19 protein-coding genes are annotated in these 21,776 nt (G+C 43.0%); 12 read left to right on the forward strand and 7 right to left on the reverse strand.

The window, feature by feature from the left end:
• Positions 1 to 84: 84 nt before the first annotated feature.
• Entirely contained in the window at positions 85 to 558 is a 474-nt protein-coding gene (msrC, locus tag VHA01S_RS12230) for a free L-methionine (R)-S-oxide reductase MsrC (protein ID WP_023404685.1), read from the reverse strand.
• Between the two features lie 163 nt (positions 559 to 721).
• Between msrC and VHA01S_RS12235 the strand changes: the two genes are divergently transcribed.
• The 3 genes from VHA01S_RS12235 (at position 722) to rsmF (ending at position 6,231) form a co-directional block, all read left to right on the forward strand.
• Positions 722 to 2,035, forward strand: coding sequence for a paraquat-inducible protein A (locus VHA01S_RS12235; protein ID WP_052029619.1), 1,314 nt, complete (start codon positions 722 to 724; stop codon positions 2,033 to 2,035).
• Entirely contained in the window at positions 2,032 to 4,677 is a 2,646-nt protein-coding gene (locus VHA01S_RS12240) for an MlaD family protein (RefSeq protein ID WP_023404687.1), read from the forward strand. Before VHA01S_RS12235 ends, VHA01S_RS12240 begins: the two co-directional genes overlap by 4 nt.
• Before the next feature lie 123 nt (positions 4,678 to 4,800).
• Positions 4,801 to 6,231, forward strand: coding sequence for a 16S rRNA (cytosine(1407)-C(5))-methyltransferase RsmF (gene rsmF / locus VHA01S_RS12245; protein ID WP_023404688.1), 1,431 nt, complete (start codon positions 4,801 to 4,803; stop codon positions 6,229 to 6,231).
• Between the two features lie 179 nt (positions 6,232 to 6,410).
• Here the strand turns inward: rsmF and VHA01S_RS12250 are convergent, their stop codons facing one another.
• Both VHA01S_RS12250 and VHA01S_RS12255 read right to left on the reverse strand, forming a co-directional pair.
• A complete protein-coding gene (locus VHA01S_RS12250) occupies positions 6,411 to 7,247 on the reverse strand; it encodes a CvfB family protein (protein WP_023404689.1) in 837 nt (278 codons plus the stop codon).
• A 162-nt stretch (positions 7,248 to 7,409) separates the two neighbouring features.
• Positions 7,410 to 8,270 carry a putative PEP-binding protein gene (locus VHA01S_RS12255; protein WP_023404690.1) on the reverse strand — a complete coding sequence of 287 codons (861 nt, stop codon included), beginning with the start codon at positions 8,268 to 8,270 and terminating at the stop codon, positions 7,410 to 7,412.
• A gap of 279 nt (positions 8,271 to 8,549) precedes the next feature.
• Here VHA01S_RS12255 and VHA01S_RS12260 point away from each other — a divergent pair, with 279 nt between their 5' ends.
• Positions 8,550 to 9,602, forward strand: a complete 1,053-nt coding sequence (locus VHA01S_RS12260; protein WP_023404691.1) for a 3-deoxy-7-phosphoheptulonate synthase — start codon at positions 8,550 to 8,552, stop codon at positions 9,600 to 9,602.
• Positions 9,603 to 9,612: 10 nt separating this feature from the next.
• The gene (locus VHA01S_RS12265; RefSeq protein WP_023404692.1) at positions 9,613 to 10,095 is read left to right on the forward strand and encodes a YajQ family cyclic di-GMP-binding protein; all 483 of its coding nucleotides are present in this window, start codon (positions 9,613 to 9,615) and stop codon (positions 10,093 to 10,095) included.
• Positions 10,096 to 10,205: 110 nt separating this feature from the next.
• Here VHA01S_RS12265 and trxC read toward each other — a convergent pair whose 3' ends face one another.
• Together trxC and VHA01S_RS12275 are read right to left on the reverse strand one after the other, a co-directional pair.
• Positions 10,206 to 10,640: a thioredoxin TrxC gene (gene trxC / locus VHA01S_RS12270; RefSeq protein ID WP_023404693.1), complete on the reverse strand. Its 435-nt coding sequence runs from the start codon at positions 10,638 to 10,640 to the stop codon at positions 10,206 to 10,208.
• A gap of 47 nt (positions 10,641 to 10,687) precedes the next feature.
• Complete coding sequence (locus VHA01S_RS12275; protein WP_023404694.1) at positions 10,688 to 11,650, reverse strand: precorrin-2 dehydrogenase/sirohydrochlorin ferrochelatase family protein; 963 nt, start codon at positions 11,648 to 11,650, stop codon at positions 10,688 to 10,690.
• A 443-nt stretch (positions 11,651 to 12,093) separates the two neighbouring features.
• Here VHA01S_RS12275 and VHA01S_RS12280 point away from each other — a divergent pair, with 443 nt between their 5' ends.
• From VHA01S_RS12280 to VHA01S_RS12305, 6 genes are all read left to right on the forward strand, one after another.
• The gene (locus tag VHA01S_RS12280; protein ID WP_023404695.1) at positions 12,094 to 13,122 is read left to right on the forward strand and encodes an amino acid ABC transporter substrate-binding protein; all 1,029 of its coding nucleotides are present in this window, start codon (positions 12,094 to 12,096) and stop codon (positions 13,120 to 13,122) included.
• A 71-nt stretch (positions 13,123 to 13,193) separates the two neighbouring features.
• Positions 13,194 to 14,396, forward strand: a complete 1,203-nt coding sequence (locus VHA01S_RS12285; protein ID WP_023404696.1) for an amino acid ABC transporter permease — start codon at positions 13,194 to 13,196, stop codon at positions 14,394 to 14,396.
• A gap of 1 nt (position 14,397) precedes the next feature.
• Entirely contained in the window at positions 14,398 to 15,495 is a 1,098-nt protein-coding gene (locus tag VHA01S_RS12290; RefSeq protein ID WP_023404697.1) for an amino acid ABC transporter permease, read from the forward strand.
• 16 nt (positions 15,496 to 15,511) lie between these two features.
• Complete coding sequence (locus VHA01S_RS12295) at positions 15,512 to 16,261, forward strand: amino acid ABC transporter ATP-binding protein (protein WP_023404698.1); 750 nt, start codon at positions 15,512 to 15,514, stop codon at positions 16,259 to 16,261.
• A 207-nt stretch (positions 16,262 to 16,468) separates the two neighbouring features.
• Entirely contained in the window at positions 16,469 to 17,131 is a 663-nt protein-coding gene (locus tag VHA01S_RS12300; RefSeq protein ID WP_021713143.1) for a Bax inhibitor-1/YccA family protein, read from the forward strand.
• Positions 17,132 to 17,228: 97 nt separating this feature from the next.
• Positions 17,229 to 17,558, forward strand: a complete 330-nt coding sequence (locus VHA01S_RS12305; protein ID WP_023404699.1) for a TusE/DsrC/DsvC family sulfur relay protein — start codon at positions 17,229 to 17,231, stop codon at positions 17,556 to 17,558.
• Between the two features lie 47 nt (positions 17,559 to 17,605).
• Here VHA01S_RS12305 and yccX read toward each other — a convergent pair whose 3' ends face one another.
• Positions 17,606 to 17,878 (reverse strand): acylphosphatase, encoded by a 273-nt coding sequence (gene yccX, locus VHA01S_RS12310; protein WP_023404700.1) that lies wholly within the window; start codon positions 17,876 to 17,878, stop codon positions 17,606 to 17,608.
• Positions 17,879 to 18,029: 151 nt separating this feature from the next.
• Between yccX and VHA01S_RS12315 the strand changes: the two genes are divergently transcribed.
• Positions 18,030 to 19,217, forward strand: a complete 1,188-nt coding sequence (locus VHA01S_RS12315) for a class I SAM-dependent methyltransferase (protein ID WP_023404701.1) — start codon at positions 18,030 to 18,032, stop codon at positions 19,215 to 19,217.
• 56 nt (positions 19,218 to 19,273) lie between these two features.
• Here VHA01S_RS12315 and VHA01S_RS18495 read toward each other — a convergent pair.
• Positions 19,274 to 21,776: hypothetical protein (locus VHA01S_RS18495; RefSeq protein WP_023404702.1), on the reverse strand; the 2,503-nt coding region annotated here is incomplete at its 5' end.

Below are 21,776 nucleotides of genomic sequence, written 5' to 3' on the forward strand. Positions count from 1 at the left end.
ACGCGACTTTGTGCGCGAGATTCTCAATAATATTCTGCGCTATTATAAAGAGATGCCAAGTAAAAACCACTCCCGAGTGTTATTTTACTTAGAGTTAATTGCTTTATTGAGCAATTTTTCGACCATATCCATCAACAAAACTAGGCCTTGCTCATCAATTTCGCTAAATCGACCGTGTTTAGGGCTATCGATGTCCAATACGCCGTACACCTCACCATCAATTGAAAATGGGATAACAATCTCTGAATTACTCGCCGCATCACACGCAATATGACCTTCAAATGCGTGTACATCTTCAATACGTTGCACAGTATTGGTGGCTGCAGCAGTACCACATACCCCTTTACCCCATTCTATGCGAATGCAGGCCGGATTGCCTTGAAATGGACCTAAGACTAACTGGTCGTTTTCTTTAAGATAAAAGCCTACCCAATTAATATCGGACAATTCCATATTAAGTACAGCGCTGATGTTCGCAAGATTAGCAATTATATTTGTTTCATCGCCAATTAACGCTTCAACCTGTTGTATAACCCTTTGGTAGTCTTTAATATTCACTTAATCACCTATTTTGAAATTGTAACCAAACCTTTGTATACGCTTTTCTCTTAAACTTAACTTTAGAGATTGCGTATATACTGCAAACTGTAACTCATTAATCGCTGAATCTAAACTGACTATAACAATAAACCTTCAACGAAAGTAAGTGACTAAATCTGCAATGAGCTATTCTAAGCACTCACCAATCCAGCACGATGAACAGTATTCAAGTTCGCAATTAAGACTTTGTCAGGGTTGTGGCATGACGGTGGCTGCCCCTCATATAGCCGATAATCAAAATGCTTACTGCCCACGTTGTGACACCCAACTTTATCGCGGTCATCGTCACACATGCTCAGGTGATGTCGCACTGGCGATAGTCGGCTTACTGCTTTTTATTCCAGTGATTTTCTTTCCCTTCTTATCCATACGTTTGTTTGGTGAACACATTGATGCCACCTTATTAGAAGGCGTTGTATTACTGGTGGATGAAGGATTTACCTTTGTCGCATTGTTAGTGTTATTTTGCAGTTTTCTGGTGCCCATAACCCTGTGTATCTGCGTTGTAGCTGCCAACATTGCACTTAAATTCAAACTTTATTCGTTAATGCGCTGGAGTATGTTCGGTGTTTATCATTTAAAGCACTGGATGATGATTGACGTATATATCGTCAGCATCGCCATTTGCTGCTTTAAACTTACCGACTATAGCGACCTGATATTTGGCTTATCGCTACCGGTTTTAGGCGTATTACAATTGGTATGCCTTGCCTTAGTGATACGCGTAAGCCCTAGAAAATATTGGCAATCCTTTGATCAGACTTTGCGTATTACGCGCCCTAATCTACCCAAAATACAAATTGACGCTATCAGCGATCATTTACAAGACTGCCCTCAATGTCACTTAGTGCAACAAGTGGGTAAGCGCTGCATTCGCTGCCACCACCCCATTGCATTTAATGAAAGTCGCTCGCTACAGGCCACTTGGGCATTCTTAATTGTCGCGACCATCGCGTTGATCCCTGCAAATGTCATTCCCATCTCGATATTGTTTGCCAATGGTGCAAGGCTTGAAGACACCATTTATTCCGGCGTTATTTCACTGGTTAATAACGACATGTTGGTGATTGCCATCATTATCTTTGTCGCCAGTATTCTAGTGCCTGTGGCTAAGATATTAGGGATCTTATATTTATTGTTATGCATCCATTTCAAACGCAGCGTATTTCACAAGCAACGTATGGTGCTGTTTTACATCGTTAAATGGATAGGAAAGTGGTCAATGGTCGACCTTTTTGTGATGTCTATTATGCTTACACTAGTGGATCGCGGACAAATATTGAACTTTACCCCAGGTTATGGCGCAGTAGCCTTTGGTGTTGTCGTCATTTTTACCATGCTCGCAACCGATGCATTAAATCCAAAATTGATATGGAAAAACCATAACGATACCCACTCAACTCAATCTAATTCAACTGGTGATACTTTTTCATGACCGAGCCAACCCACTCTTCGTTGCCGTCTCCTAAAGTTAAGCGTTCAACGGGACTCTCACCGCTTTGGGCGCTGCCCATCATTGCCTTACTATTGGGCGGATGGCTAATGTACAAAAGCATTAGCGAATCAGGGCAACATATCCGTATTCACTTTTCTAACGCGCAAGGCTTAATTGCCGGGCGTACCACACTGCGCTTCCAAGGTTTAGAAGTGGGCATGGTCAGAAAACTGGAATTAGCGCCAAATCTGGATGGTATTTACGTTGATGCCGAGCTCTACCCCAATGCTAAACAGTTGTTAGGTGAAGACACTAAGTTTTGGCTAGTAAAACCTACCGCTAGTCTTTCCGGTGTGTCGGGGTTAGATGCGTTAGTGTCGGGCAATTACATCGCTATACAAAGTGCGACTACTGGGTTTAATAAAGTGCCGCTCTCTTACAACGCTCTGCCAAAAGCGCCACAAGATTTACACAGTGGCAATATAGAAGGTTTGCGACTGACCTTGCGCAGTAAAGATTTAGGCTCGGTCAATGTCGGCTCTAAAATCTTATTTAGAAAAATCCCAATTGGTGAGATCTACAGTTTTAACCTTGATCAAGAAGGCAAGTCTGTCATTTTACGTGCGCTGATTGATGAAGAGTATGAACACATAATTACCAGTGAAAGCCGCTTTTGGAATGTCTCAGGTATTAATGCCAAGGTGGGTTTTGATGGCGTTGATGTCAGCGTCGAAAGTTTAGCTGCCCTTATTGGCGGAGGCATAGCGGTCGATTCACCTGCTCGCGGACACAAAGTGGACTCGGATACTGAATTCAGGCTCTATCCAGATCTTGCCACCGCAGGACGAGGCATTCCCATCTCGATTACCCTGCCAGATGACAACAACATCAACCCGTCAGGCGCACCGTTGATTTATCGCGGCATTGAAATTGGTCAAATCACTAACATCAGATTAAGCAAAGACCGCGCCGATATCGTCGCGCAAGCCACTATAGAACCGGCTTATCACGACCTTTTAAATTCTGGCTCACAGTTTTTGTTAGAAGAGGCCTCCCTTTCCCTTAGTGGCATCGACAACCTAGGCAACTTTGTCACCGGCAACTTTCTCACCTTGTTACCCGGTGAAGGTGAAGCCTCTCGCGCTTTTAAAGCCGTTAAACAAGATGAACTGAACGTGCAAGACAGCAGTAATGTAGCGCTGTCATTAATGGCAAAACACAGTTTCGGTCTCAATAGCGGCTCTGCTGTGCTATATCGAGGTATTCAAGTCGGACACGTTACGTCGTCACAACTACAAAAAGAAGGCGTTAAAATTAACGTCCTAATTGATGCTAAGTATCGCGATTTGATTCGCTCTAAAAATCGTTTTTACTTCTCAAGTGGCGTCTCGGCGAGTTTGGACGCAGGCGCATTAAATGTGGATATTCCACCTATCCAACACTTACTGGCTGGCAGTATTAGCTTTATTGAAGACGGCAAGCCATCGATTAATTCTAGCTACGCCCTGTATGACAATGAATCGTTAGCCCAGTTGGCGCTTGATAGTGCATCGGGTCATCAAATCCTATCCCTTATTTCAAGTGAACTGCCTCCGGTTAACGTTGGCAGTCCAGTGTTCTATCGCAACTTAGTTGTTGGGCAAGTGCTCGATTATGAGCTTGGACATTCCGGCATGGAAGTCTCGATTAAACTGGATAGTCAATATCGACATTTAATAAAAGCCGATACCGTATTTTGGAACCATTCAGGGGTGGAAATTGAAGCAGGATTAACGGGGGTGTCAGTGAAGGCTGCCCCTCTAGCACGGCTTATGCAAGGTGGCATTGCCTTTGACAGCATTGCAGGTGTTGAAAATAAACTCAGTAAGCACTACAAGCTGTACCCGGATCAGGATGCAGCGCGTCACTTTGGTAAAGTTATTCGCTTAAACGCTACTGAAAACGCTTCAATCACGCACGGCAGTAAAATTAAGTATCAAGGGGTCGATGTGGGCGAAGTCACCGTGGTTTCTCCCCTTTTTGATAAACAAGGCGTAGAGGTGCTAGCCCGCATCTATCCTAAATACGTTAATAAAGTTGCGGTCAAAGGCTCTACCTTTTGGGTGGTGAGCCCCGAGGTTAGCTTGTCTGGGGTGAAGAATTTAGCCAGCGCAATAATACCAAGTATCGAAGTGAAACCTGCGCACAGTACGCAGCGACAAAGTCAATTTACCCTCTATCAGCAAAAACCCGGTAAACAAACGGTTCGTTTTTATCTACAAAGTAAAGTCAAAGGCTCCATTGCGCCGAATACTCCAATTTTATATCGCGAAATTCCAGTGGGATTAGTCAGTGATGTTCGCCTTGGCGATTTGGCCGACCGAGTGATCATCAGTATAGATATCGATAAAGATTATGCGTATTTGATTCGAGAAAACTCCCTATTTTGGAATGTTTCAGGCTTAGATATTTCGGTCGGGCTTAGCGGCGCAAAAGTAAAGGCGGGCACAGTAGAAAGTCTATTAAAAGGCGGCATTGCATTTACGACCCCCGAAGCATCGTCTTTGTCGGCTATTGCCAAGCCTGAACGCTCTTTTTATCTATACGCAACCGCAGAGCCTGAATGGTTAGAATGGCGCACTGTTATTCCTAAGCCGCACTAACGCAGAATTAACAGCGCTCAACCCAATCCGTATAAAGCGTTAAAGGCCACTCTTTAACGCTTTCATCCCATCGTCAGCATTGCTACACTTCCCTTGCTCGCTCCCCTCAACAGGAATTCCACCTTGCATCAGAACGTATATATCCCAGATGAGTTTATTGAACTTATCGCGCAACAAATGCCTAGTCACCTTAAGTTAGACGAACTGCTTGAGGCTTGCAGACGCCCTTTAAAGCGCAGTATTCGAGTGAATACCTTAAAAATATCGGTTGAAGAATTTAAACAACAAGCCACTGAAATGGGTTGGACACTGACACCGATTCCTTGGTGTGCTGAGGGTTTTTGGCTTGACGATGTGGATGAATCTTCCACCTCACTGGGTAACACCAGTCAGCATCTTGCGGGGTTATTTTACATTCAAGAAGCTAGCTCAATGATGCCCGTTACCGCCTTATTTGAGCAACTTGACGTCAATGATGAATTTCGCGTACTGGATATGGCGGCCGCTCCTGGTTCGAAAACCACACAAATTGCTAGCCATATTGGTAAAGATGGCTTAGTGATTGCCAACGAGTTTTCCGCTAGCCGCGTAAAGATTTTATTTGGCAACTTGATGCGTTGCGGCGTCGGCAACATGGCGATGACCAACTTTGATGCTCGCGTGTTTGGCTCTTGGCTTCCTGAAACCTTTGATGCAATTTTACTGGACGCTCCCTGCTCAGGCGAAGGCTCATTAAGAAAAGACGCGGATGCAATGAAAAACTGGAGTTTATCCTCGGTGGAAGAAATTGCTAGCACCCAAAAAGATCTGATCGAAAGTGCCTTTCACGCGCTAAAACCTAACGGAACCTTGGTCTATTCAACTTGTACTTTAAACCTGCAAGAGAACCAACAAGTAGTGCAGCATCTATTAGACACCTTTGCCGATTGCATTGAAGTAGAGCCGTTACAACAGTTATTTGATGGAGCCGAGCTCTCTGCTACCGAAGAAGGTTATCTGCACGTTTACCCGCAAGTTTATGATTGCGAAGGCTTCTTTATTGCCCGATTTAAAAAGACAGCTTCAGTCACTGCCCCTGCCGTTAAAAAACGTTTAGGTAAGTTTCCTTTCCAATTGTTATCAGCAAAAGAATGTGACGCCGTAACCAAATCGTTATCCACTACACTAGGCATTACTATCCCAAGTAGTTTTTCACTTTGGCAACGTGACAACGAAGTATGGCTATTCCCAAAATTAATTGAACCCTTATTAGGTCAAATGCGTTTTCAACGTATAGGCATTAAACTTGCCGAAGCTCATAAGAAAGGCTATCGCTGGCAACATCAAGGCGTAGTCGCCATGAGTGAGCATAACGAGACAAACGCTATCGATTTAACCTTAGAAGAAGCACGTGAATGGTATATGGGTCGAGACATTCGTCCATTACAAAGTGCTGGCAAGGGCGAAATCTTAGTGCGTTATGACAATGTCACAATAGGTTTAGGCAAATGGGTGGGCAATAGAGTTAAAAATGGATTGCCACGAGAAATGGTAAGAGATAATAATCTTTTCTAATTCAGGTAGATGCTATCAATTAGTGCCGAGAGCGACTTTGCGTTATGGCAAGACGCGCTCGGTGTACTAAACTTAGTGCAATAGTGCGATTAGCGCAGGCTCTAAAGCAGAGCCATTCCCCTAAGCCTAGGTGAGGATAACCTAGGCTATTTTTTTGCTTTCAATTTAATTCTATGCGCTTATTTAACGCGGTGAATACCGTCAGCTTCAATAGTGATATGCCCTGCTTTGTACAGACCACCAATAGTTTTCTTAAACGTACCTTTACTGGTGCGAAACACTTTAAAGATAGCGTCAGGTGTCGACTTATCATTTAGTGGCAAGAAACCGTCTTTCTTATCCAGCAAGTCTAAAATTTTCTCACTAAGATCATCCATCTTAGCCACGCCAATTTTTTGTAGCGATAAATCAATTTTGCCGTCTTCACGTACTTGTTTGATGTAACCTTTTAGGCGTTTACCGATAAACAGTTTACCAATCACGTCAGAGCTAAAGATCATGCCCCAATGCTCACCGTTAATAATCGCTTTGTAGCCTAAATCACTACGTTCAGCGATAAGCAGTTCAACTTGTTGATTTGATTTATAATGTTGCGGCGTTTTATCTAACCACTTGTTGAATTTAGTGGTGCCTACGATACGGCCACTTGCATTATCGGTATAAACGTACACTAAGATAGTTTGACCTTCATTGAAGCGGGCACGCTGTTCGCTGTAAGGGATCAGTAGATCTTTTTTCTCAATGCCCCAGTTTACGAATGCGCCAGTGCTGTTGATACTGGTGATTTCCATCAAACCCCACTCGCCCACTTGTGCAATTGGTTTTTCGCGGGTAGCGCACAATGCGTTATCTGAATCAAAGTACAGGAACACGTTAATAGATTGACCAACTTCAGGCTCGTCACTGAGTTGTTTTTTAGGAAGTAGTACACTCCCATAATCAAATGCGTCTAGAAAAACGCCAAAATCAGTGATTTGGGTAATTGTAAGTGCGTTAAGTTGGCCAATTTTTATCATTTTTTTACTCGTATTAGTCGATATCGCGACGATTGTATTGCCTTAGTTACACAATACAAAGCCTTTTCTGGACTTTATTGATTAGAACACAGTTAAGAATATGGCCAATGATTTACTCACACAAATCATCGGCCCATGCTACACATGTACTGTTTTAAGTGATTAGTCGACGTTGATAATGTCACATTGCGGGAATTCAAGTAAAAAGTCTTGTAGCTTAATATCTTCTGCAAGCGCTTCAGTCAGTACAATTGAAGATTTACGTGCTGTATTAGCTTGAGTTAATACTTGACCTAACAGCTCCAATACAGCTTCATTTTGCACATTGTAGCCAGTAGAAACTGCTTCGTTGTTACGATCAATGCCTAAAGTCAGTTGTGTCAATGAAGCTAAATCCACACACACACCATCAAAGTATTTCAGTAAACGTTCAGAAAGAAGTACCGCCGATGGTGTATCAGCGCCAAACAGCACTTTTAAGCCATTGAGTCCACGAGGAAGACCTTGCTCTGCTAATCGGTCGATAACCTTAGCCGCATCACTTAGACTGCGCACAAATGGCACAACCACTTCTACGTTAATCTCTTTCTCACGCAGCGCTTTAATAAACTGACATTCCAAAGCAAAACTTGGCTTGTAAAAATCCGATGCGTAACGAGAAACGCCACGTGCTCCTAACATAGGGTTAGTTTCACACTCTTCCAAACTGCCTGCGATAAGTGCCGAAAAAGAACTGCTGTCACAGTTACTCAGTTGTACGCGAACACGTTTGTATTGAGCTAATTCAAGTTCAGTCGCCGTTTCATTCAGCACTTCTTGATAAAACTCTGTCAGATCTTGTCCATTAACTACAGCATCCAGTGCCATTTGGTCAGCATCACTTAACGTTAAGTCACTACCAATCAGTGCCGGGTGAAAAAACATTCGTTCTTGAATGACATCACCGATTGACAGTAATACGTGCTCAGCACCTTCATTGCGTTGTTGCAGCGAGTTGCCCAAAAGTAATTCCGAATTTGGCATTTGCGTCCTACCTAGACTCTAGTTGTTATTAGAATCAAAATACCACCACCGTTTAATGTTTCAAATAGCCAATTGATAAAATCTGCCAAGAAAATGATCGATTCATGCTCTATTCGCTTAACGAGTGCACAAAAACGTAAATAGCCCTGTTTTAAGGGTAAATAATGAGCAGTTATTTATTAATGCAGGCTAATTTTATTGATTTTAAAGGTTGAAGTTTATTCCAGCTCATAATTCCGCTATCTTTAGCACAATTTCGAAAGAAGAAGATTTAAAACTATGTCATTCAAAACCGATGAATTGCGCACCCAACCTCTTGGGCCAATGCCAACGCCTGCAGAATTATCTAACCTACACCCTCTGACACCAGAGCTTGCTGTTTCAATTAGAGAATCCCGTCAGCAAATTGAACGTATTTTAGATGGTGAAGACAAACGATGTCTGGTTATTGTTGGACCATGTTCAATTCATGATACTGAAGCTGCGCTTGATTACGCTCGTAGACTTGCCGCGCTGCAAGACCAGTATAAAGATCAGCTGTTTATTGTGATGCGTACCTACTTTGAAAAGCCGCGTACCATCATAGGTTGGAAAGGTTTAATTACTGATCCAAATTTGGATGGCTCATATGCCCTTGAAGCTGGCTTGCATAAAGCGCGTCAACTGTTGGTTGATATTAATAATCTTGGCCTACCTACCGCCACTGAATTTTTGGATATGGTAACAGGCCAATACATTACCGATCTTATCTCGTGGGGCGCTATTGGCGCTCGTACTACTGAATCACAAATTCACCGAGAAATGGCGTCGGCTCTATCATGCCCGGTAGGCTTTAAAAACGGCACTAACGGTAGTGTAAAAATTGCCATTGACGCCGTGCGTGCTTCAAAAGCATCACATTACTTCTATTCGCCAGATAAAAATGGCCGTATGACGGTGTACCGCACATCGGGCAACCCACACGGACACATTATCCTACGTGGCGGTGACACTGGCCCTAACTTTGATCAGGCGTCAATAGAAAAAGCGTGTCATGCACTCGGCGAAGTGGGCTTACCGCAACGTCTAATCGTTGACTTTAGCCACGCTAACTGCCAAAAACAGCACCGTAAACAATTAGACGTTGCCAAAGAGATTGCCTCGCAAATTAAATCTGGCAGTCAATATGTGGCAGGTATCATGGCTGAGAGCTTCATCGAAGAAGGCAATCAACCAATGGACGACCTAAACGCATTGCAATACGGCAAATCTATTACCGACCCTTGTTTGGGTTGGGAGCACACAATTGAAATGCTTGATATTCTAGCAGACGCTGTTAAAACACAACTTTAAGGAGAATTAGATGCCTTCATTTGACATTGTTTCCGAAGTCGAAACAGTCGACATTCGCCATGCGGTAGAAAACGCAAACCGTGAAATCGCTACCCGTTTTGATTTTAGAGGTGTTAAAGCCAGTTTTGAATTTAAAGACGAAACCGTAAAACTTAGCGCTGAAGCAGACTTTCAATTAAAACAAATGCGTGACATTTTACGCGGTAATTTGACTAAACGCAGTGTTGACGTGAACACTATGGATGCGCAAAAACCTGATGCATCAGGTAAAAACTGGTATCAAACGGTTCTCTTTAAACAAGGTATTGATAAAGAGATGGCTAAGAAATTAGTGAAAACCATCAAAGATGCTAAGTTGAAAGTACAAGCCAGTATTCAAGGCGAAAAAGTGCGTATCACGGGTAAAAAGCGTGATGATTTACAATCGGCTATCGCATTAATTAAAAGCTCAGATTTGGGACAACCTTTCCAATACGAAAACTTTAGAGACTAGCTCTAAAATTTACTGCGCTTTAAAAGAAAAACGAGGGCAATTAATCCCTCGTTTTTTATGCCTGCTATTTTTTGTATCTGTTACGACGTTTTTATTCAATTATTGTTTATTCAATTATTGATAGCTTGATTCAACCACTGCTCAAATTGAGATTTCGGTAAAGCGCCGTTAACTGAATCCAGCACCTTGCCTTCTTTAAACACCATGACCGTAGGAATACTGCGAATCCCATATTGTGCGCCCAATGCTTGCTGAGATTCAGTATCAATTTTAACAAAGCGCAATTGCCCTGCACGCTCAGATGCAACCGCAGAGAACACAGGCGCAAAGCCGACACATGGATTGCACCACGGTGCCCAGAAATCCACTACAACGGGCACTTTACTATTGATCAGCGTGGCAAAATTATCACTGGTGCCTTCAATCGGTGCCCCGTCAAGCAGTTGGGTTTGGCATTTTCCGCACTTTGGGCTCTCAGAGACTCGCTCTGTTGGAACGCGGTTTAAACCATGACACGATGGACAACGAGTTTTAAACGATGACATATTTTCCTCGATTGATTATTTTTATAGTTAACAGTGCAACAATAAACTTACTTTTGTTCTAACGGCTGACGTGCATAAGAGAGAACGTCAACAGTCCCGCAGCACAATGATAATTCGGACTGTAAAGCTTTGCTCATAGACGGCAATAACACCACTACCGCACTGTTATTTTTTTGCTCTTTTTCTAACAAGACTTTGAGCTCCGACACCTCTTTCCAACTCTCACGCTGCGCATCACGACGACAACTGTCTATATATACAGTATCTATAGATTGATGATACAAGACCATTTCTGATGCCTGCATTAGGCGCAGTGCTTTTAAGGTTAGCATTTCAAAGTCTTTGCCTGTTTCAATCCAAGTGACCGAATAAGCAGGTTCAAAATTATCCTCGTCGAGCATTTGTTCATAACATGACTGCAGTGAATGAGTCGAGGTTGCCGCCTTCACCCTTTTATCTTCAAAAAAGCATTCCCAAAACAAACGTCTTTGAGTGACATCAGATAATTTGGATTTGATATCGTTGCGTTTACTGGTGGCGAAATCAGCCAATAAACCCAGGTTTTGTGGCAGTACAGCTTCAAAGGTGCGTCTTAAGTTACGAATAAGAACCGGAGATCCACCGCCACTAGAGAAGGCAACTTGTATTCGTCCGCGAGTGATCATTGAAGGGGTAATAAAATCGCAATGCTCAGTGTCATCTACAACATTAACCATAATACCGGCTAATTTGGCGTCACGATGTACACGATGATTAAGTTCAGGGTTATCTGTGGTCGCCCAAATTTGCACAAACTCATCGATTAAATGTTCTTGATAAAAGCCTTTGATCCAACTGATTTTCTTATCTTGTGCCAATGATGATAAAAACGGGTCTAACCTTGGGGAAACCACAGAGACATACGCTCCAGCCTTCAACAGACTTTCAATTTTTCGACTGGCGACTTCCCCACCACCAACCACAAGTACAGGCTTATGAAGCAAATCATAATATAGAGGGAAATAACGCATTTTCTTCCTTTTTGTTAACAACAATCATCCGTAGCTAATTCACTAAATTGGTGCAATACATTACCCGTGAAATTTTCTTATTAGGCGATTACTCTGATATTCATTAAATGTCAGCTTATCGAGCTAGGCATTGAAGATTAAACAGTAATAACAACTAGTTTATTTGAATTTCACATGTAATCCAACTGATTAACCAAAGTTAAGCAATGTTGCACTATTTACAAACTGGCAACATTTAGTCATTCTAGAGTAGTTAATTAGGTGTAACTCATAATTTGCAATTAATTGAGATACTTAGAAACCTAAACTACTTTGTATTAGGACAAGGAAAATATGCCCCAATTTGGTGATTCATACAATCGATTTTACATTCAATGTAAAGGTGCAAACTACGATGAATCATGTATCACCACCCATGGACTATACAGAAAGGAAACAAATAGATGGCGAATAAACTCACAATTCTAGCTTCCGTAGTAGCTGCTTCAACTGCTGTAATGGCCACTTCAGCCTCAGCAGCCGATAGCACGCTAGACAAAGTTTTAGCATCTGGCTCACTCACCTGTGGCGTGAGTACTGGCCTACCAGGCTTTTCTAACCCTAACTCGAAGGGACAATGGGAAGGGATTGATGTTGAATATTGTCAAGCATTGGCAGCTGCAGTGCTTGGTGACAAAACAAAAGTGAAATACGTTCCTCTAACCGCAAAAGAGCGTTTCACTGCCCTACAATCTGGTGAAATTGATGTGCTGTCTCGTAACACTACGTGGACTCAACATCGTGATACCGCACTGGGTCTGAACTTCGTCGGCGTAAACTACTACGATGGACAAGGCTTTATGGTGAAAAAAGACCTTGGTGTAATGAGTGCGAAAGAGCTTGATGGTGCCGCTGTTTGTGTTCAATCAGGTACAACAACCGAGCTAAACCTTGCCGATTACTTCCGCGCTAGTGGCATGAAATACAAACCAGTGGTATTTGATACAGCCGCACAAACATCGGCAGGTTTCGACGCTGGTCGCTGTGACGTTCTTACCACGGACCAATCTGGACTTTACGCACTGCGCCTAAATCTTAAAGACCCTTCTTCAGCAATCGTATTACCAGAAATTATCTCCAAAGAACCTCTAGGCCCTGTGGTTCGTCAAGGTGACGACAAGTGGTTTAACGTGGCGAAGTGGACGCTAAATGCGATGATCAATGCCGAAGAATATGGCATCACTTCGAAAAATGCCGATGAAATGTTGAAATCATCAGATCCAAACGTAAAACGTATTCTAGGTGTTGATGGACCAAAAGGTACTGCATTAGGTCTTAAAGACGACTGGGGCTACCAAGTGATTAAACAAGTGGGTAACTACGGTGAGAGTTTTGAGCGCACTGTGGGTACAGGTTCACCTCTACAAATTACTCGTGGTGTAAATGCACTATGGAATGCAGGTGGCTTTATGTACGCGCCTCCAATGCGCTAATCCTGTCTTTGTAACCTAAGGGTGGCCTCGCCGCCCTTTTGTTTAAATGGATTTAATTAAAGGTTAGTTGTATGACCCCACCAAAAATAACTCCAGCTGAACCCAGTTCAGGAAAAAAGAGCTCAAATCTTCTATATAACCCGACCTTTCGTGCTATTGCCTTTCAGGTTATCGCAGTATTAGGTCTAGTTTGGTTTTTCTATACTATTGTCAACAATGCTTTGAGCAACCTCGATGCACGTGGCATTGCAACCGGATTCGACTTTCTCTCCAAAGAAGCCGGATTTGGTATTGGTCTTCATCTTGTCGAATATGATGAAACCTTCAGTTACGGGCGCACCTTCATCGTCGGACTTTTAAACACAGCATTGGTGTCTGTCCTAGGTATTCTATTTGCAACCATTCTTGGTTTCATCATGGGTATCGCCCGCTTGTCTAGCAACTGGTTAGTCAGTCGCCTAGCCGCAATTTACATCGAAGTGTTCCGTAATATCCCATTATTACTGCAAATTTTCTTCTGGTATTTTGCAGTATTGCAGGCACTGCCTTCTCCACGTCAAAGTTTAAGCTTGGGCGAAGCCGTCTTTTTAAACGTACGCGGCCTATTTTTCCCAGCGCCCGTGTTTAATGAAGGCAGCTCATTGGTTGTCGCAGCCTTTGCCTTGGCCGTTATAGCCTCAGTTGTGATTGCTATTTGGGCAAAAAACAAACAGAAACTCACCGGACAACAAACACCTGTTGGTCGTATCTCCCTTGCTCTAATCGTTGGTCTATCCGCTATTACCTACTTTATGACAGGTATGCCTATCACAGCAGAGTTCCCGGAATTAAAAGGGTTTAACTTCAGTGGTGGTATTAGCATTATCCCTGAACTAGCCGCATTAACGTTGGCGCTGAGTATTTATACCGCCTCATTTATTGCGGAGATTGTACGCTCAGGTATTAACGCTGTTAGTCATGGGCAAACAGAAGCGGCAATGTCATTAGGTTTACCTCGCAGTCGCACCTTGCGCTTAGTGGTCATTCCTCAAGCACTGCGCATCATTATTCCGCCGTTAACCAGTCAATATTTGAACTTGACCAAAAACTCCTCGCTCGCAATGGCCATTGGTTATCCTGATTTAGTATCGGTATTTGCCGGAACTACGTTAAACCAAACTGGACAAGCGATAGAGATTATTGCAATGACGATGGGGGTTTACCTCACCTTGAGTTTGCTCACTTCTCTTGTGATGAATATCTACAACAAGAAAGTTGCATTGGTGGAGAGATAATATGAGTACACATCAGTTTCAGCCAGATCTGCCACCACCGTCAAATTCTGTTGGTGTCGTTGGGTGGATGAAGAAAAATCTGTTTAGTACGCCAATAAATTCGATTGTTTCTATTATTTTGGGCTACCTTGCGTTTCTTCTAATCAGTCAGACAATAAGTTGGGCGTTTATTAATGCCGATTGGATTGGTACAACCCGCGATGATTGTACTAGTGCAGGTGCATGTTGGGTGTTTATTAGTGTTCGCTGGGAACAATTCATGTATGGGTTTTACCCAGAAGCTGAATTGTGGCGCCCGCGCCTATTTTACGCCACATTGGCGATTTTCATTGCCGCGTTAATGTATGAAAAGACCCCGAAGCGCACATGGATTTGGCTATTTTTTGTCAATATCTACCCGTTTATGATTGCCGCTTTGCTGTATGGTGGTGTATTTGGCTTAGAAGTCGTCGAAACGCATAAATGGGGTGGCTTGTTAGTCACATTAATTATCGCGTTAGTCGGTATCGTGGTTTCGCTGCCTATCGGGGTAATGTTAGCCCTAGGTCGCCGCTCAGAAATGCCTATCATACGCAGTATGTGTACGGTATACATCGAAGTGTGGCGTGGTGTTCCATTGATTACCGTACTCTTCATGGCTTCAGTTATGCTGCCGCTGTTTCTTTCAGAAGGTATGCAAACCGATAAGCTCATTCGCGCGCTGGTGGGTGTGGTGCTATTTAGCGCCGCTTACATGGCAGAAGTGGTTCGCGGCGGCTTGCAAGCAATCCCAAGCGGGCAATATGAAGCCGCAGACGCGTTAGGGCTCTCATATTGGAAGAAAATGCGTTTAATCATTCTTCCACAAGCGCTTAAAATCACCATTCCATCGATTGTGAATACTTTTATTGGTTTATTTAAAGACACCAGTTTAGTACTCATTATCGGTATGTTTGATGTACTGGGTATTGGTCAATCAGCGAATACTGACCCTGAATGGCTAGGTTTTTCTATCGAAAGTTATGTATTTGTCGCGTTAGTGTTCTGGGTATTTTGTTTTGGCATGTCGAGGTATTCGATATGGCTAGAGAACAAACTTCACACCGGTCACAAACGATAATTATCAAGGACGTATTATGACGCAACAACAAGATTACATGATCCAATTAGAGGACATGAACAAGTGGTACGGTGAGTTTCACGTGCTAAAAAACATCAACCTAAGTGTTAAAAAAGGCGAAAAGATCGTAATTTGTGGCCCTTCTGGCTCAGGTAAATCGACGATGATTCGTTGTATTAACCGTTTGGAAGAGCATCAAAAAGGCCATATTTTTGTCTCTGGCACAGAGCTGACTGAAGATCTTAAAAACATCGAAGCCGTTCGCCGAGAAGTGGGTATGTGTTTTCAGCACTTCAACTTATTCCCGCACCTAACCGTGCTAGAAAACTGCACTCTTGCGCCTATTTGGGTGAAAAAAATGCCTAAAGAAGAAGCTGATGCTGTAGCGATGAAATATTTAGAGCGCGTTAAGATCCCAGATCAAGCGGATAAATACCCAGGCCAATTGTCCGGTGGACAACAGCAACGTGTGGCGATTGCACGCTCTTTGTGTATGAACCCTCAAGTGATGCTGTTTGATGAGCCGACCTCGGCGCTCGACCCTGAAATGGTACGTGAAGTGCTGGATGTAATGGTTGAGCTGGCCGATGAAGGGATGACTATGCTGTGTGTGACCCATGAAATGGGCTTTGCCAAAGAGGTTGCCGATAGAGTGATCTTTATGGATGCGGGTGAAATCATTGAAGAAAATAATCCAATCGATTTCTTTGAAAACCCGCAGTCAGATCGCACTCAGAACTTCTTATCGCAAATATTGCACCATTAACCCAATATTTGACGTAAAATAAAGGGTAGCACTGCTACCCTTTTTTACATGGAATGAACGTGCTGTTTACCGTTAGTTACATTTTGCGGTTCACTCAGACACACAATTTGCTTACTATCAGGTGGCGTAGGCGAACGCTGTACTTGAAAAATTGAACTTTTCGCCACATATATATACTAATTATTTAAAGGTCTTTTGAGGAACACTATGAACAGTCCATTGGTATCACGCACTCGCACCCAAGAAAGTGTGTTGCAAACCAACAAGGTTTTGCGTAACACCTATTTCTTGTTATCACTAACATTGCTTTGGTCTGCTGTAGTAGCGGGCGTTTCTATGGCTATGAACCTACCCCGTCCTGGCCTAATCATCATGCTTGTTGGTTTCTATGGCTTACTGTTCTTAACTGAGAAGAACCGTAACAACAGCATGGGCTTAGTTTTTACTTTCCTATTCACTGGCTTCTTAGGCTATACCACAGGTCCAATCCTAAACATGTACATTGGTGCAGGTATGGGTGACACCATTGTGACCGCACTTGGCGGCACAGCACTGGCCTTTATGAGCGCATCAGCTTACGCACTAACTACCAAACGTGACCTATCTTTCCTAGGTGGCCTATTAATGGCTGGTTTTGTGGTTCTTCTAATCGGTATGGTCGCGAACATCTTCCTACAAATGCCAATGATTCACCTAGCAATGAGCGGTATGTTTGTACTGTTCTCAACCGGTGCAATCTTGCTAACAACACAGCAAATCGTTCGCGGTGGTGAGACTAACTACATCTCAGCTACAATCACCCTATACGTTTCAATCTACAACCTATTCATCAGCCTACTTAGTATCCTAGGTATCATGAATAACGATTAATATTGATTAATCTTTACCTTATTAAGCCCGCACTAGTTGCGGGCTTTTTGTTTTTTAATGATAATTCAAGCAATGATGTATCACTTAGGAACAGGCTATGTTTGAATTCAACGGCAAAAACATAGAAACAGACGCTCAAGGCTATCTACTTAATTTTAAAGATTGGGAAGAAGGCATGATTGCGATTTTAGCAGAGCAAGAAGGCATTGAGCTTACCCCTGCGCATCTAGAGGTTGTACACTTTGTGCGAGACTTCTACTTAGAATTTAATACCTCGCCTGCGGTGCGCATGCTCGTCAAAGCCATCGAAAAGGCGCACGGCCCAGAAAAAGGCAACAGTAAATACCTTTTCAAACTGTTTAAACAAGGCCCAGCGAAGCAAGCAACTAAACTGGCGGGTTTACCTAAACCTGCAAAATGTTTGTAAGAGTGCTTGGCCGTGATTTTGTTTTATAGGTACTTTGTATTGAGCACCTATAAAATATCAAAGCCTGCGTAATGCTTAAATTCTGCCTCAGATGCGATGCAACTTTCCACTGAGGCCGTTCTTGGCCCTACTTTTAACCACTGTGCCAACTGCTCGACTTGCTCCTTTGCGCCGCACGCGAACACTTCCACACTGCCATCATTTAAATTCTTCGCATATCCCGTTAAACCAAGCTTTAAACCTTGATGGGCGGTGTGATAACGAAAACCAACCATTTGCACTGTGCCTGAGACTAGAAATTTTCGGCAAACTGATGACATAACTGCTCCTTGCTTCTGTTAAACAGACTGGTGAAATAGACAGGTAAAACAAACTTATTTGCAATGATGACAAGTATAATCGTTTCTAATTTGCTTTTACTGAGTTGTTACACGACAATGTCACAAAATTTTCTTTGAGACTTACATTTTTATGAGCGCATCTATCAAACTAGCGAAAGGCCGAGACAAATCTGTCCGTCGTCGTCACCCTTGGATTTTTTCTAGAGGTATTGAAACGGTTACCGGCGATCCACAACTGGGTGATACGGTAGATGTGTTTGCACACAATGGTCAATGGTTAGCAAAAGCCGCCTACTCTCCTAACTCGCAAATCCGCGCTCGCATTTGGAGCTTTACCAAAAAAGAGATCGACACGGCATTCTTTATTGAGCGCATTCAACAAGCGCAAATGCTAAGAGAAGAATGCATCGCCCAAGGTGCGCTGACTGGCTACCGCTTGATTGCCGCTGAGTCAGACTCAATGCCCGGCGTAACCATAGATAAATATCAAGATTACTTGGTTTGTCAGCTTTTAAGCGCGGGCGCAGAAAAACAAAAACAACACATTGTTGAAGCGCTCAAACACTGCTTCCCTGAGTGCTCTATTTACGAGCGCTCCGATGTTGCCGTGCGTAAAAAAGAAGGCTTAGAAGAAACTACCGGGCTATTGCATGGCACTGAGCCTAACGAACCTATCGTGATTGAAGAAAATGGCGTTAAAATTCAAGTTGATATTAAAACAGGTCATAAGACAGGCTTTTATCTTGATCAACGTGACAGCCGTCAACACTCAATGAAATACGTTAAAGGTAAGCAAGTTTTAAACTGCTTCTCGTACACTGGCGGGTTTGGTCTATACGCGCTTAAAGCAGGCGCTGAGCGTGTTATCAATGTGGACGTATCACAACCGGCACTTGATATCGCAAAACAAAATGCAGAGCTCAATGGCTTTAACATCAAAAAAGCGGTATTTCTGAATGCAGATGTATTTAAAATACTGCGTGAATATCGTGACCAAGGTACTCAGTTTGACGTAGTTATCATGGACCCACCGAAAATGGTTAGCTCGAAGAGCAACCTAACCAGTGGCGCTCGTGGTTATAAAGATCTCAATATGCTGGCTATCCAAATACTCAAACCTGGTGGCACTTTGCTGACTTATTCTTGCTCAGGGCTAATGGAGTCAGGTTTATTCCAAAAAATTATTGCCGATGCTGCGCTAGATGCCGGTCGTGAAGTGAAATTTGTGGAATCCTTTACTCAAGCAAGCGATCACTTGTTTGATACGGCTTACCCGGAAGGTTTATACCTGAAAGGTTTCGCGGCAAAAGTCGTTTAACGCATAAAATTAAAGGCCTGCTCCTGATAAAAAGTGCAGGCCTTTATTTTCAATCATTACATGTCATTCGCTTTTACAATCAGCTGATTTAAGATCTCTGACGCATCAAAACTGCCATTATTGGCAATTGAATCTCCAAGCTGCTCTCTTGCATCCTGAATGACGATAGTTTGTGTGCCACCTTCATGATCTATACCTAAAGTGACATCATCTCCTACCACATTAACCTCAATTTTATTGAGTAGTTCATCAATACTGTCGCTTTGAGTTGGCTCTAAAATACCATTGAGCACAATACCGTCTTCACCGACCGAAAAATCTTGGATTAGGTCGGTACTATTATCGAGTATCTCACTTTTCCAAATGAAGTTGTCTTGCTCTGATGTGCCTTGCAAAATATCATCACCTAAGCCTGCCATGATTTCATTAACAGAATCAGTAAACACTCTATTTTGTGCAATCACTGGGCCATCAATAATGGTCACATCAATTTCATCTTGTGACTCTTTCGGCGAGCCAATACTTGCCTCAACAAGATGCAAAGTAAACGTCTCTTCATCTTCAATCTGACTATCTGCGCTTGCGGCTACTTCAATAGAAAGTAAGCCGTCATCAGAATTTCCGCGGCCCACCACGATTTCAGAGCCAGATACATTTTGTACGGTGACTTCTATCTCGCCATCACTATTTACCAAAGAGTTGTAGGTGTAATCAGCTGAAGTACTAAGGTTTAACTCAAAATCTTGCGCTGTTAGCCCTTCACTAAACCCAATCAAGGCAAACGTAAATGTAAGTGATGCGCCAGAGGCAAGCCTTACTGTTCCCCCTTCCAGAAGTTTAATTGCTATTGGGCCACTGATTTGTCCTTCGGTCACAGACAAGCCATTTTTTGGGGTTAATCCCCATGCTCCGTTATTATCATTGTCATTGTCACCATCGTCACCGTCTTCTGGGTCTAAAACGGGCTCAGAATAAATAACCAATGGTAAAACGATGGACTTGCTCGCGCTATCACCGTTGCTATTTTCAGTTGCGGTTGCGGTCACCTCAACTGAATAATGTCCCGCTTCAGGTACGTTTGCTTTTAAACTCGATAGTTCAAAACCCGATACATCGGCCTTACCGTCACTACCAACAAGATAAGAGTTACCTAAATCATCTTTTATTAGCGTCCCTTCTACCAGACCGCTTAATTCAACAGTGAGTGATTCACTACCATCAGTATCGTTTAAGCTTGCGCTGATATCCCATAGTTCAACGAAAGTATCTACCTCACCAAAGGCATCACTCGATTCTAAAATAAGGTTATCAATCAATGCACCATAGCTATTAGAGTCTGTCGATTGAAGTAATAGGCGGTAACTACCTTCACTATCGGAGGGTAATGAGAGCTGAATATCTCTTTCCCAACTGTTATCTGTTGGCCTAAATTCATACAAGGTTACGGCTTGCTCCATAACTGGTTGGCCTTGTTCATCCAGTTTTACCCAAATGACATCTAAATCGCTGTCACCGTTAGCCCAACGACGCGCAGCAACATCAAAGGTGAAACTGTAATAACGCCCTTCTGTGACCTGAATATCGGTAAATATAGAGTTATCACCTCTATCTCCTTCGATCTCCATTACCAAATTAGTTTTGCTCGCCCCTTTGCGGTAAACGGACTCTTTACCGATTTCAACTTTGTTGTCGTCGTTGGCATACCAAGTCCCTAATGTATTTTCACCAAACACATCACTTATATCGATATTTGAACTCCAATTGCGTCTTCCTAGATCTGTATCCTGAAAATCAATAGACGCTTCAGTTTTGTCGTTCGCCACTAACAGATTCGGCATATCCGCTACAGCGGCAATATCAATCGATAAACTCTCTGTGCTGCTTTCTTTATCGCCATCACTGACAGAAAATAAAAACGACGCGTAATCTGATTTGAGATTGCCAAGGCCAGACACATCAAAATCGTCATCGCCCGATTCATTCTCATCCGGAACAAATCTAAATTCTCCTGCAACAATCTTGGTACTTAATATCGAATCGCCAACGCTGACATCAGACCATTCTCCTTCGATGTAAATTTGAAGCACGCCATCGAGAGGCAATGATTTAACCACAACTGACAGGCTGTCTTGCGAAGTGTCCGCATCATTTGCTCCGAAATCAGCCCATTGAAATATAACAGCACTATCTTCCAGACAACTCACTGACCCGCTGCTCGCTGTCGGGGCATCATTGATAGTCATCAAGGCCGTGTCTGTGGTTGTTGCTTTGTTTCCATCAATATCGATACTGTTTGCTGTAACGGTTAATACACCTTCATCTAAACCAGCGACGTCAATATTGGTCACAGTGTAATACCCCATATCATTTAATGATATCTGGGAAGCTTGGATAACGATTTGATTGTTACTACTGTCCGTTATAATGAGTGACTCTAGCGCTTTACCACCTTCACCTAAGTATCCGCTGATAGTTGCAGTTTCAGTTTCACCGTTGATCACTTCTTCGCCGTTGTTATCGGTTAAAGCAACCGATGGCGGCGTGATGTCCATGCCTTCG

The organism is Vibrio halioticoli NBRC 102217 (genome assembly GCF_000496695.1).
GTDB lineage: Bacteria > Pseudomonadota > Gammaproteobacteria > Enterobacterales > Vibrionaceae > Vibrio > Vibrio halioticoli.